The 13,475-nt window shown below is 56.4% G+C and carries 11 protein-coding genes; 5 read left to right on the plus strand and 6 right to left on the minus strand.

Annotated features, from left to right (window positions below):
* Positions 1–107 precede the first annotated feature (107 nt).
* On the plus strand, positions 108–824 hold the full coding sequence (locus tag KGFNPO_RS16130; RefSeq protein ID WP_472632247.1) for a response regulator: 717 nt from the start codon (positions 108–110) through the stop codon (positions 822–824).
* A 66-nt stretch (positions 825–890) separates the two neighbouring features.
* Here KGFNPO_RS16130 and KGFNPO_RS16135 read toward each other — a convergent pair whose 3' ends face one another.
* On the minus strand, positions 891–3,815 hold the full coding sequence (locus KGFNPO_RS16135) for an ATP-binding protein (protein WP_472634513.1): 2,925 nt from the start codon (positions 3,813–3,815) through the stop codon (positions 891–893).
* Between KGFNPO_RS16135 and KGFNPO_RS16140 the strand changes: the two genes are divergently transcribed.
* The gene (locus tag KGFNPO_RS16140; RefSeq protein WP_472634553.1) at positions 3,772–3,918 is read left to right on the plus strand and encodes a hypothetical protein; all 147 of its coding nucleotides are present in this window, start codon (positions 3,772–3,774) and stop codon (positions 3,916–3,918) included. The genes KGFNPO_RS16135 and KGFNPO_RS16140 overlap by 44 nt on opposite strands.
* Before the next feature lie 116 nt (positions 3,919–4,034).
* Positions 4,035–5,120 (plus strand): TMAO reductase system periplasmic protein TorT, encoded by a 1,086-nt coding sequence (gene torT / locus KGFNPO_RS16145; protein WP_472632248.1) that lies wholly within the window; start codon positions 4,035–4,037, stop codon positions 5,118–5,120.
* Positions 5,121–5,621: 501 nt separating this feature from the next.
* Here torT and KGFNPO_RS16150 read toward each other — a convergent pair.
* Complete coding sequence (locus KGFNPO_RS16150; protein ID WP_472632249.1) at positions 5,622–8,282, minus strand: molybdopterin-dependent oxidoreductase; 2,661 nt, start codon at positions 8,280–8,282, stop codon at positions 5,622–5,624.
* A 462-nt stretch (positions 8,283–8,744) separates the two neighbouring features.
* On the opposite strand from KGFNPO_RS16150, the gene hemN reads away from it, so the two are divergent.
* Both hemN and KGFNPO_RS16160 read left to right on the plus strand, forming a co-directional pair.
* Positions 8,745–10,139, plus strand: coding sequence for an oxygen-independent coproporphyrinogen III oxidase (gene hemN / locus KGFNPO_RS16155; protein WP_472632250.1), 1,395 nt, complete (start codon positions 8,745–8,747; stop codon positions 10,137–10,139).
* Positions 10,140–10,371: 232 nt separating this feature from the next.
* Complete coding sequence (locus tag KGFNPO_RS16160) at positions 10,372–10,689, plus strand: hypothetical protein (RefSeq protein WP_472632251.1); 318 nt, start codon at positions 10,372–10,374, stop codon at positions 10,687–10,689.
* Between the two features lie 462 nt (positions 10,690–11,151).
* On the opposite strand, the gene KGFNPO_RS16165 is transcribed toward KGFNPO_RS16160, so the two are convergent.
* From KGFNPO_RS16165 to KGFNPO_RS16180, 4 genes are all read right to left on the minus strand, one after another.
* Positions 11,152–11,667 (minus strand): TlpA disulfide reductase family protein, encoded by a 516-nt coding sequence (locus tag KGFNPO_RS16165; RefSeq protein WP_472632252.1) that lies wholly within the window; start codon positions 11,665–11,667, stop codon positions 11,152–11,154.
* A gap of 102 nt (positions 11,668–11,769) precedes the next feature.
* The gene (locus KGFNPO_RS16170; RefSeq protein WP_472632253.1) at positions 11,770–12,441 is read right to left on the minus strand and encodes a BON domain-containing protein; all 672 of its coding nucleotides are present in this window, start codon (positions 12,439–12,441) and stop codon (positions 11,770–11,772) included.
* The gene (locus tag KGFNPO_RS16175; protein WP_472632254.1) at positions 12,434–13,030 is read right to left on the minus strand and encodes a phosphoheptose isomerase; all 597 of its coding nucleotides are present in this window, start codon (positions 13,028–13,030) and stop codon (positions 12,434–12,436) included. Before KGFNPO_RS16175 ends, KGFNPO_RS16170 begins: the two co-directional genes overlap by 8 nt.
* 35 nt (positions 13,031–13,065) lie before the next feature.
* The gene (locus KGFNPO_RS16180; RefSeq protein WP_472632255.1) at positions 13,066–13,458 is read right to left on the minus strand and encodes a YraN family protein; all 393 of its coding nucleotides are present in this window, start codon (positions 13,456–13,458) and stop codon (positions 13,066–13,068) included.
* Positions 13,459–13,475 lie beyond the last annotated feature (17 nt).

Here is a 13,475-nt window from a genome sequence, read left to right on the forward strand (position 1 = left end):
TTTATTCAGTTTTTAACCGGACACTAGTGCTGCTACAATCTCATTTTTTCGCCTGACCTTCCTGACTGAAAACGGGATGTAACCAAGACAAATCAAGTGTTGAATTAATGGACGACACCCCTATCCAGCTTCTCGTTGTCGATGATGATCCGATCACGTGTGCTCGCCTGAAGACCTATTTCGCAAGTCAGGGATATGCTGTTCATATAGCCACGAACGGCAAGGAGATGTGGCGCATTCTGCATTCCGATCCGGTAGTTATCGTTTTGCTTGACGTTGGCCTACCTGGAAAAGATGGCCTTGAGCTTGCCCGTGAGTTACGGGCCCATGATGAAAATCTGGGCATCATTCTGGTGAGCGGGCGCACCGATGATATTGACAAAATTGTCGGTCTCGAATCGGGGGCGCACGACTACGTGACCAAACCGTTCAACTCCCGGGAATTGCTGGCGCGGGTAAAGATCGTTCTGCGTGGAATCCGCAACCGTCGCCCGCAAGCCAAGGACAATGTATGTATTTTTGGCCGCTGGATTTTCGACATCACGCATCGCCGCCTGGCGGACAAGGACGGCAAAAAAGAAACCCTTACCCACGGCGAATTTGAATTGCTCGCGACTTTAGCGCGCCATCCGGGAGTGGTGCTGAGTCGTGATCGCCTGATGCACAACGTCAGTCATAGAGCTTGGGACCCGGCGGATCGGACGATTGATGTGCTTATTTCAAGACTGCGGGAAAAGCTCGAAGACGATCCCAGAAACCCCGAACTGATCACCACTGTGCGCAGTGAGGGCTATGTGCTGATCACCGACGCCAGTCCGCTGTAACTGCCCAAGCCTGATACTGCGCCAATCTCCAGTCAGCCAGCCGGCAAGCTCTCGCCGCAGGCGACGTCATGTTCTGGAATGATTGTCGATGGCGGATAATTTCTGATGAAGCGCGTCGCAGCTGCTGTGACAGATATTTTCAAGGCTCTCAAGGAGCCCGCCAACAATTGTGGAATCGACGCTTGTCTCTGCCACGATTAATTCCAGCTGCCGCGCTTGCTCGATGACCTGTGCCATGCCGATATTCCCGGCTGCGCCCCGCAAGCGGTGCGCGCGTTTGCGCAGAGTGTCCCAGTTTCCCTGTCTTGCCGCTTCGCCCAGTTCGATGAAGGCGGAGTCGAGGCCGCTGCAAAACATGTCCAGCAGTTGAAGAAGCGTCCCGGCGCCCAAGGTTTCAATTTCGACCTCAAGATAGGGATTATCAAGCAGTGATTCGGTCTGCGTGATGCCGATCGTCTCCAGTTCCTTACGCATGTATTCCGGCCAAGCATTGCCGGCAGTCCGCGCAGTCGCCGCATTCAGGGCTCTGCCCAGGATTGCCACAGTAAAAGGTTTACTCAGAAAAGCGGCCATTCCCGCCATCAGATACTGTTCGGTGGCGCCGCCGGACACATGGGCTGACATGACGATGACCGGCACCCGTTTCCAGCGCGCGTCGTCAAGTCCTCGAATTTGCTGCGCCACTTCCAAGCCGGAAGCGCCGGGCAAACTGATGTCCATGAGGATGGCATCGACGGCTGATGTTTGCTGTTGCAGCAAGAGCAAGGCTTGCTCTCCATTAACTGCGACCAAAGGGCGGTGACCAAGGGATTCCAGGTAGCGCGTGCATACCAGGCGATTGATTTCATCATCCTCCACCACCAGTACCGTGAGTGGGCGCTCCGCGCCCGATATCGCCTCCGCGCATCTTTCGAACGGAAGCGCGGGAAGGCTCGATGCTGTGGCGAAATCCAGATCGAAACTGACGCAGGTGCCTTCGTTAATGCGGCTCTCCAAGCCGATCCGGCCGCCCATGGCTTCCACCAGTCGGCGGCAAATGGCCAGCCCCAACCCGGTTCCGCCATGGCGACGGTGGGTGGTATCCTCCACCTGAACGAAGGGCATGAAAACTTCCTCGCATTGGTCTGCCGGGATGCCGATGCCGGTATCGGCAACCGCAAAGGTCAGCCGGGTGAGCGGCCCGGACCGATTGGCATTGCCACGGACTGAAACGGTTATCGATCCCTCATCGGTAAACTTGATCGCATTACCGATGATATTGAGCAGAATCTGATTGAGCTTGCGTCGGTCGCCGACAATGATTGCCGGTACGGTTTCCTCGACATCCCGGATCAGGGCGATGCCTTTACCCCGGGCCGAAATCGATTGCAGTGACAGCATATCGTCTATGGTTCCCAGCAAATCGAAGGGCACACACTCGAAATCAAGCTTGCCGGCTTCTATGCGCGAGAAGCTGAGCATATCTTCCAGAATTTCCAGCAGCGTCGTATTCGCATAGGCGATCATCCTGGCGTATTCCAGTTGCCGCGCATCGAGACCGGTGTCGCGCAAGAGTTGCACGGTGCCGCTGACACCGCTCAGGGGAGTGCGCAACTCGTGGCTCAATGTGGCCATGAAAATGGCCTTGGCATTGTTGGCTGCTTCGGCTTGCTGCCGCGCCACAGCGTGTTCGGCAACTTCGTGTTCGAGCAGAATGTTGCTTTGCTTGAGTTCCGCAGTGCGCGCCGTGACTTGCTCCTCAAGAACTTGCTGGTGTAGCAGCAACTCATCCTCAAGCCGGCGGCGCTCGCGTGCATTTTCTCGAAACTGCTCAAGGGCACGGCCCAGCGGCGCCAGCGGGTCGTTGCCGGCAGTGGTGATATGGACTTCATAATTTCCGCTACCGAGAGCGCGAACAGCGGCTTCCATCCCTTGCAGGCGGCCGAGGACGTGATAACGGAACAGAACCCATAAAGTGGCGACAAGGGCAATGAAGAGCAAGGCGGCCACCGCGAGAAATCCTGTCAATCCGCGATCCACTGCGCGCCTGGACTGATTGCCGGCAGTATCGATCGCCTTGCCGCCGGCTGCAACCAGCAGGCTGGCCTGTTCATTCAATTGCGAGGCCAGCACTCCGCTCTGCCCGCGCAGCCGTAGAATGGACGCCATCAGTTCTAGTTCTTGGCCACGCATGTCAAACAGGCCGCCCGCTTCCATTGCCGCTGTCAATATCTGGTAATGATGCAGGCCGCTCAGTTTCCGGTCGGGATCACGAATGTCCTGGATGCGGCGCTTGAGCGTGGCCAGATTGGCAGAAAATCTTGAGCGCAAAGCGTCGATAGCGCGGAAATCCTCTTCGCTCTCCAGCCGTTCCAGCAGAGTTTTGAGATTGAAACACGTGAGCTGGAGTTCAGACATGCGCTCCATCGAATCAACATTGACCTCAATGAGTCGGTCGAGAGTCTCAAAAATCTGGTTGCGCGCGCGCCCTCCCGCAATCATCGGATAAATGCTGGCAATGGTTGCGGTGGTGGCCGCCGACGTATTGGCAACCAGGGATTCGGACAGGGTTATCAGACTCAGCGCCGCCTGCCGCTGAAGGACGATCTGAGTCTTTTCATGTTGTTCAAGCACCAGGCGCTCAATAATTTTTCTGGATTGCTGCCGGAGATTGTCGTCAATGGCTGTTACGGTCGCGTGTGCGGCGGTGCTGAGTACGGGGTTGAATTTATGCTGGTCCAGCCTGTCCAATTGAATACGCACGTGGGTCAGTTGCCCCACAAGTGCAGTCTGCATGCGCTGCGCTTCTTGCACGCTTGCGGCAAGTCCAAGCTGCTGCATCAGAGCAATAATGCGCGTATTGCTGCGCGCCAAATCCTGCACCGCATCCATGGCAGGAATGGCTTCATTGATAATCGTTTTCTGACTGGAAACGACTTGATGGAAACTCAGCCAAGCCATAACCGCGATGACCACAGTCAGTAGCGCCGCCGCTCCAAAAACCAGGAGCACCTTTCCGATCAGCCCGAACCGCAACTCCCGGCGCCTGAGCCTATTGAGCATCGCCTGGCCAGAAAAACGCGTAGAAATAATGTTGTCCCTGCATGTCGATTAAGTTACCATTTTGCGCTGCCAGAGCTACCAGAAACAGTCTGGCAATTATTGCCACGCCAACGGCAACCTGATTTCGAGATTACCTTCTGGCGTCAATTCAAGATCGAAATCTGCCCCATGCAAAAAACATTCAAAAAATGGCTTATGGCTCTTGCGGCTGGCGCCGCACTTATCGTGGCAACTTTGTCACCAGGAATGCGCGCCGTTGCTGCCGAAGTGGTGCGCTGGGACCCTCCGTTCGCCTATGGCAAGCACGCCACCATCATCCCGTATTCGGAAGCCTTACCCGCACGCAAGCACTGGTCCCTGTGCATTGTTTTTCCCCACATCAAAGATGCCTACTGGCTAGGCGTCAATTATGGAATGGTCGAGGAGGCCCGGCGACTCGGCGTCGAGGTGCGTTTTCTGGAAGCCGGCGGTTATACCAATCTGCAACGCCAGCGCGACCAAATGCAGGAGTGTACCGCGATGCGCGGTACCGATGCCTTGATCCTCGGCACCGTCTCGTTCGATGGCCTGTCGGATCTGGTGCGGGAGACCAGTCGCCGGATGCCGGTGCTGGCGGCGATCAACGACATTGCCAATGACGGCATCAGTGCCAAGGTCGGGGTTTCCTGGTATGACATGGGCCGCTTGATCGGTGAATATCTGGTGGCTCGCAATCCGCCGGACGGTCCGCCGATACCGATCGCCTGGTTTCCTGGCCCGCGTAATGCCGGTTGGGTGCCTTTTGTCGATCGCGGCTTCCGCGCGGCGATCCGCAACAGCCGGATAGTCATTGCCACCATCGGTTGGGGCGATACCGACAAGGCCGTGCAGCGCAATCTGGTGCAGAGCGCTCTCGACAATCATCCTAAGGTTCGCTATTTAGTGGGTAACGCGCTGATGGCGGAAGCTGCGATCAGCGTACTGCGCGAGCGGGGAATTCAAGAAAAAACGGCCATTATCTCTACGTACTTCACACCAGGCGTCTATCGGGGCATTCTCCGCGGCAGGATTCTCGCTGCACCTTCCGATTCGCCAGTGCTGCAGGGCCGGCTTTCCATCGCACAGGCCGTGAATCTTCTGGAGGGACGAATCTATATCAAGCACCTGGGACCTGTCATCAGGGTGATTGATGCTGAAAACATCAAGAACCTCAATCTCGAAGATTCGATCACGCCCCCGACCTTCACTCCCCAATTTCGCTACGTTCCGAAATAACACCCGACCTTACGGGGCGGCGGCAGTTTTTCCGGGCCGGTTACTACCAGCGCAACCTCGCCGATCAAACGCAAGTTTGATATGGCCGAGCCCGGCCCCGCAATCCGAAAGGATTCGTAACTATTCAGTCCGCACCAAGAAACTTCCAAACCGAAGTGGTTTTTTGTAGGAGCGCACCCGGGCGCGAAAGCAGTCGCCAGACTGCAGCCGTTGATCGTGCCCGGGTGCGCTCCTACAACATCGTACCATTCCGCTCTTCATTGGCTTGCCGGCTGAATAGTTACAAGGATTATAAAAAATAAGGAGTATCGCCATTTTTATGGCATTTACCGCATATATTTATTGCGAAAATTAAATATACTATAGCCAGCATAAGGAGTGATTCAAGCCGCGCTTGAGGTGTGATCAAACTGCGCGACTTGCATTTCCCTATTTTTTCGTGCCTTTCTTGTCTTTCGCGGACATTTTTTCAACGCATAAAACATGCGCAACACCAGTGGCTTACAGTGCCGCGGCATCCTTCGCATTGGCCTTCAGGAACTTCAACACCGTTGCTTTCTCCGTGTCGTTCAAGCCGGCACGCGGGAACATGCTCTGGGTAATGCCGAGCCACTGTTTCTGCGTATAGTCGCCCGGTTCCCGCGGCACGTGACAGAGGGTGCAGCGCTCATAGAACAGCTTCTCACCCACAGACATGTGGGCCGTCGTCGTACCCTTGAGTTCAGCGGCGCGTTCAATGAGCTTCATCGATGCGACATCCAACCCCAGTTTGCCGCTTTGCTCGATGACCGGCGGCTCGAAAGCCCGGTTCTCCGATTCGGCGTCGGTGCATTTTTTCAGACTGGCGATGCAGGTATTGGCGCTGGTGGCCTGGCTCAAGCCGCTCGATGCAATGCTGGTCGTGATGACGTTGATGGCCCCGCTATTGCAGCGGCCCCGTGAGTCGAACTGCACCCAGTTGCCTTCTTCCAGGCTAACAACACCTTTCATGATTTGGTCGGTTACTTGCGCGCCGGCGATGAGGGCGCCACGGCCATTGTAAAGTTCGACCAGATCGCCGTCCTTGATGCCGTTGGCGGCGGCATCCTCGATGCTGATGCGCACGTGCTGGCGGCCATGGACATTCTGCTCTTTGCGCAGATCGGCGTTGGCCATTTGCGAATGCAAGCGATTGAACGGATGCGGGCTGACCACGTGCACTTGCCCCGGCTTGGCGTTGCCCAGATATTCGGCAGGCTCAAGAAATTTTGGAATCGGCGGGCAATCCTTGATCTTGAAGCTGTCGATTTCCTCGCAATACAGTTCGATTTTCCCGGACTTGGTGTGCAGCGGCTTCTTGACCGGATCGGTGTAGAAATCACCATGACGCACCCAGCGGTTCATGTGTTCCGGCACTTCCAGCTTGACGATGCCATTTTTCCAGAATTCATCGAAAGGCACCTTGGCATCGGTCTTAGTATAGGAATTCTTCAAGATTTCCATCACCGTCAGGCCTTCGGTGAACTGGTAGCCGACGCCCATCAAACCACCCAGACGGCTGAAAATTTCGAAGTCATCGAGGCTCTCGCCGAACGGCTCGATCACCTGGCGCATCGCGTAAATTTTGTCATTGCTGTAGGTGCCGCCGGAACTGATGTCGTTGCGCTCCAGCGCCGATGTGGCTGGCAGGACGATATCGGAAAAGCGTGACGAGGCGCACCACCAGGGGTCCTGGCAGATAACGGTGTCGACTTGCTTGTTCATGGCGCGCAGCAACTCGTTGGTGTCCTGTTGGTGCGACATGAAATTATTGCCGGAGTTGTAGATCAGCTTGGCATTCGGATAGGTATGCACAGCGCCGTCGCGGGTATATTTTTTGCCGGGGTTGAACAGCATTTCGCTGATGCGCGAAGCCGGGCAACGCGCCTTGATCGGGTTGCGCCCCTGCGAAAGACCCACCGGCATCACCTTGTTCGATTGCGGCATGCCGCCGCAGCCGTAGTGCCAGCTAAAGCCAACGCCCTCTCCTGGTTTGCCAATCTTGCCGAGCATGGCGGCAAAGTTGATGATCGCCCAGTGCGACATTTCACCGTGGTGCGCGCGCTGGAGCGACCATGCACCGGCGAACTGGGTGCGTTTGCTGGCAAAGAGGTCGGCCATTTCGACGATTTTCTTGGCCGGGATGCCGGTGATCGCCGCTGCCCATTCCGGGGTTTTCGGCGGTGTGCCGTCGGCATCCTTACCGAGCAGGTAGGGCAGGAATTTGTCGAAGCCGACCGTATACTTGGCCACGTAGGCCCGGTCGAACTTGCCGGTGGTGTAGGCATGGTAGGACATCGCCAGGAACAGGGCGGCATCCGTGTTGGGAACGATTTTCACCCATTCCGACCCGAGTGCCACGTCGGTAGTCGTGTATTGCGGGTTGATCGAAATGAACTTGACGCCCTTCTCCTTGATCTGTTTCCAGTGCGGAAACATCTGGTGGTCGGCGACCGTGTATTCGACCCGATTGTTCTTCCACGGGTCGCAGCCGATCCAGACCATTACCTCGGTATGGTCGGCAATGACTTGCCAGGCCGTCTGCGGCGAATACACTTCCATGTCGCCGATGATGTGCGGCAGGCTGACTTGAGACGCGCCGCCGGAATAGTCGCCGGTGGTCACCGAATGACCGCCGATCAGGCCGAACAGACGGCCTTGCAGAACTTGCGGGCGCAGCAGGCCGGCATGGGACCAGCCGCCGTAGGAACTGCTGAACAACGCCTCGTTGCCATGTTTCTTGGCGGTAGTCAGGACAGCGTTGGCAGTGATGGCCAGAATTTCATCCCATGTGACGCGCACGAACGGCTCCTTGCCGCGCAGATGGGGCTTGGTGTCGCCGCCCGGATTGGCCAGGTAGGACTTGCGCACCATCGGATACTTGACCCGGGTCTTGTGATACACGCGGCCGAGCAAGCCTTCGGTCATCATCTTGGTCGGCGTCGCGTCGATGTCTGTCAGCGGCTGGACGCCAATCAGAACACCCTTCTTGACTACCGCCCTGAACGGGCCCCAGTGACTGGCGCTGGGAATGACCACGGTATCGGCACCGAAAACCTCACTCGCGCTGAACCAGGTCAAGCCATTGGCTGCGATGGCCGTGGCGACCGTGGTTTTGAGAAAATTTCTTCTTGAAATGCTCATGATTTAAGCTCCGCTAAACATCGGCTCCGGTATGAAACCTTTTTCCTGATGGAAAGTTTAGCGATAGCGCATAAATGCACTGGAGACTTTTGTGACTGTTATGTGGATATTTGTTAACCAGCGTTAACAGGCAGCGATCATGCCGCACTTTCAGCTCCGCCCATCGAAACCAGAATATATTAGTCATGACGACTAGCCCGTAATTCGCCGTCAAGAATTCGCAAACGTCCATTTTCCTGCATACTTTTGCGCATTGCCCTACATTTTGCAGACACGTGCGACAGAAATGAAACCAAAATCTTAACGCTGGAGGCATGGCAAAGGCTTTCTACGGTGTCGGCCGCAAGCGCCACGGCGGTACCGAATCGCACTGCCGGTGGCGTAAAATAGGCGTTTTTCTGCGCTTTCGACTATCATCGGCGGCGCGCAATTGACAATACTTCGTACCCGATAGGTAACCCCATGAATCTTGCATCGCCCGATATAGAAATTTCAGAACAGCTGATTCGCCGCTTCGATACCCTGGGCCCGCGGTATACGTCGTATCCGACCGCGGATCGCTTCAACGCCGAATTCGATACCGCCTCTTACAACGCGCAGCTGGAACAGCGCGCCGCCAACACCGGCAACAATCCGCCGCTGTCGGTTTACGTGCACATACCGTTTTGCGAGTCGCTCTGCTATTTCTGCGCATGCAACAAGATCATCACCAAGGAGCATGACCGGGCCGCCGAATATCTGCGCTATCTGGACAAGGAAATGGCGCTGGTGGCACAGCGCATGGGCAGCGACCGGCAGACCGCGCAGCTGCATTTCGGCGGCGGCACCCCGACTTTTTTGAGCCCGGACGAATTGCGCCAGCTGATGCAGATGTTGCGCAGCCATTTCAATTTCCTGCCGGACGCCGAACTTGGGATCGAAATCGATCCGCGCACCGTCAGCGACGACACCATGGCGCTGCTGGGCGAGCTGGGTTTCAACCGCACCAGTTTCGGGGTGCAGGATTTCGATCCTGCGGTGCAGCAGGCGGTGAACCGGATTCAACCGCTGGAAATGGTCCAGAAAGCCGTCAGCGCCAGCCGCAAGGCCGGCTTCGTGTCGGTCAACGCCGATCTGATTTACGGCTTGCCCAAGCAATCGCTGGCAAGCTTCGACCGCACGCTCGACAGCATCATCGAACTGTCGCCGGATCGCATCGCGCTGTATAACTACGCGCATCTGCCGAACCGCTTCAAGGCGCAGCGCCTGATTGTCGACAGCGACCTGCCTTCGGCCGAGGAACGGCTGCAGATTTTTCTATTGTCGATGCGCCGCTTGCTGGAAGCTGGCTATGTGTATATCGGCCTGGATCACTTTGCCAAGCCGGACGATGAATTGAATCAGGCGCGCCTGAACAAGAGTCTGCATCGCAATTTCCAGGGATATACCACCCGCGCCGACTGCGACCTGGTCGGTTTGGGCGTGTCGGCGATCAGCAAGGTGGGCGATTCGTATAGCCAGGCGGTGCGTACCGTAACCGCGTATTACCAGCGCATCGACAGCGGCGAACTGCCGATCGATCGCGGTTATGCGCTGTCGATGGACGATGTGTTGCGGCGTCAGGTAATCATGGAATTGATGTGCAGCGGGCCAGTCGATTTTGCTGCGATCAATCGCGCCTACGGCATCGATTTTGTCAGCTACTTCGCAGCCGAGCTGGGCTTGCTGGGACAGTATGAAGAAGCCGGCCTGATCAAGGTGGACGCCAGCAGCATCCAGGTCAGCGCCAAGGGACGGCTGTTCGTGCGTGCGGTCGGGATGGTGTTCGATAAATACCTGATTCAAAATACCACTTCGAAATTTTCCAGATTGATTTGAAAATACTTTAGGTATGCGCTAAATGCCAGTGTTTACCGCATTAGTAATATGCGGTCATTAAAAATACAGGGCCATGTATATATTTTGCAAGAAAACAAGAAAGCGCCCTGGGCGCTTTTTTTGTGCAACATCGGATGCCGCGCCTTTGGCCATTCAATTGTCAAAAAAACCTTATCTTTTGGCGATTCGATTATTACAATGGGATGACCATCCCATATGATAGGAGGTTGATATGTCTTTTACACGTTCCGTTCTTGTCTCCGCTTTTCTCGCGACTCTGCTGATCGGTTGTAAAAAGGCAGAAACCCCGCCTGCCCCAACCCTCGGCGGAACCAGCGGCTCCATCGCCGCTCCTGAAAACACCGCGCCGCGGCCAGATGCACAGATGCCGCCAGCCGCATCAGGCGCCGCGACCGGCAGCGGCGACGCCAGCGGCCCGACGCAAGCCGATCCGAAGGAATTAAGCAAGCAACAGGAGACATCTTCGATGCCACTACCAGGCCAGGCGAATAGCCACTCCACGCCCGACGCCAGCGGCGAAAAAAAGTAAACGCGACGTTTGTAATCATCAAGCCGCCTGGCTGCTTTCAGATAGGCGGGTTTTGCTTTGCCCTATGACTTCAGGCTATTCCGAACTACTTGTAATTATTCAGTCCGCTATGGGTATCCCCCTCTCCCGCTTGCGGGAGAGGGCCGGGGAGAGGGTGCTCGCAATAAGCAAGGTGGTCAAAACAAGGCTCAACCTTGATTGCATTGCCATATAACGCGGCCGGAATGTTTGCTAAGACCCTCTCCCTAACCCTCTCCCACAAGTGGGAGAGGGGATCAAACAGTCCTCGCCTTGCCGGCTGAGTAGCTGCGACTACTTAAAAATAGGTGGAGTATGCCAAAAATATAGGCATTTACCGCATATATGTTATTCGGTAATGAAAATTACAGGGGCTTGTATATATTTAAATGGGCAACAAAAAAGCGCCCCTTTGCCGCTTTTTTAATAACTTCAGTAGTGCAATCAGGCCGCCAGCGCTTTGCCCAGCAGTTGATGCAGTTCGGCAAAGTCGGGTTCGCCGACATAACGCTTGAGGATATTGCCTTCTTTGTCGATCACGAAGGTGGTCGGGGTCAGCTTGATGTCGCCGAATGCCTTGGCCGCCGCACCATCGGTATCGAGCGCGACTTTAAACGGCAGGTTGCGGGTTTTGGCGTAGTTCAACACATAATTCGGCGGGTCATAGCTCATCGCGACGGCGATGAATTCGAGCCCCTGACCTTGGAATTTGTTGTAAGTCTTGACCATATCAGGCATTTCCTTGATGCAGGTGACGCATGAGGTAGCCCAAAAATTCACCATCACCACCTTGCCGCGCAAACTCTGGGAAGTGATCTTTTCCCCGGACAGGCTGGTGTAGGTGACTTCCGGCGCTGCGCTGCGCGTGGCTAGTGAAAAGTAGCCGGCAATCGCGATCGCCAGCACCGCAACGAGGGCGAACACGCCGAGCCAGGTGCGCTTTTTGTCAGGGGATTCCATCAGATATTTATCCAGTGCTATCGGTAGTTACGTGACAGTTACGTGACGTCATTATGAAGATCCTGCGGCGCACCGGTGGCCGCCACAGTTGCCGGCAAGCTGCTAGTTTGCAGCCTCCGGCTGATTCGATAACGAACTCAGCTCGTCTTCGGAAATGTAGTCGAATATTTTCACCACTTTTTGCACGCCGGCCACGCCGCTGGCGATACTGCCGGCAAGCGCGCTTTCGCGCTGGGTGACGCGTCCCATCAGGTAGACGTTGCCGCGCTCGGTAACCACTTTGACCGAATTGGCGTACATGTCCTTGGCGTCGACGAAGGAGGCCTTGATCTTGCCGGTGATCAGGCTGTCGTTGGCGCGGGAAGTAAAGCTCGCCGGGCCGGCGATTGCCAGTTCATTGACCACCCCTTTGGCGCCTTCGATCTGTTGTGCTTCGCGTTCGACTGCGGCTTTCATTTGCGCGTCGCGCACTTCGCCGGTGAGCAGCACCCGGCGGTTAAAGCTGGTTATATTGACATGCCCGGCGTCGCCCACCAGAGCCGGGATGCGCAGTTCGCCTTTGACGACGATCGCCTTGTCTTCGGTTTGCGCGCCGAGCGTGCGCCGGTCGGTCGCCGCCAGCGTCCCCACCACCGCGCCGCCGACCATCATCCCGACACAGCCCTGCAAGCTGACCAGCACGCTGGTGCACAATACGGCTGCGGCCAGCGGACGCCTGATTTGCTGCCAGCGTTGCTGCCAACGCGGCTGTAAATTCTTTTGCTGCTCAATCATTACCATCCCCCCCAAATAGTGCGACATCGATACCGTCGCACAAACAATGAATCGTCAACAAATGGACTTCCTGAATCCGCGCGGTGCGCTCATGCGGCACGCAAATATGCACGTCCGCATCGCCGATCTGCCGGCCGATGGCGCCGCCGTCTTTGCCGGTCAACGCCACGATGCGCATGTCGCGCTCCATGGCGGCCTCGATTGCGGCTATCACATTGGCTGAATTGCCCGAGGTGGATATCGCCAGCAGGACGTCGCCGGACTGGCCGAAAGCCTGCACTTGCTTGGAATAGATGTCGCGATAGCCATAATCGTTCCCAACCGCAGTCAAAATCGAACTATCGGTAGTCAGCGCCAGCGCCGGCAAGGGCAAGCGTTCGCGCTCGAAACGGCCCACCAGTTCGGCCGCAAAATGCTGGCAATCGGCAGCCGAGCCGCCATTGCCGCACGCCAGGATTTTGTTGCCATTGGACAGCGCCATGAACATCAGCTCGACGGCTTGCGCAATCGGCTCCGCCAACTGGGCTGCGGCCTGCATCTTGAGCTCGGCGCTTTCGTGGAAGTGGTCGAGAATTCGTTGGTTTGTCATCATGTCGGAATTATAGAGCAGTGATTGGAATCGGATTAGGTATCGATGGCATTGCGCAGCCATTCTAACTGTTCGCCATCGATCGCGATCACGTCGAAACGGCAGGCCGGCGGCATCCGGTAACGTTGCAAATAAATTTGCGCCGCAATAATCAGACGCGCCTGTTTGCTGGGCGTCACGCTGGCGGCGGCACCGCCGTGTCGCAGATTGGCGCGCCGGCGTACTTCGACAAAGACCAGCACCTGGCCCTCCTGCATGACGAGGTCGATCTCGCCGCCCTTGCAGAGAAAATTGCGCTGCAACAGCGTCAGCCCCTGCGCCAACAAATAAGTCAGCGCCGCATCCTCGCCGGCCTGGCCCTTGATTTGCTGCGCAGTCCGGCGCCGGTTGGCGCCGGACTGCCGGGGCAGCGTATCGAACAGGCTCATTGCTTAACGTGAAAGTC

The sequence above is a fragment of the Gelidimonas diazotrophica genome (genome assembly GCF_055694025.1).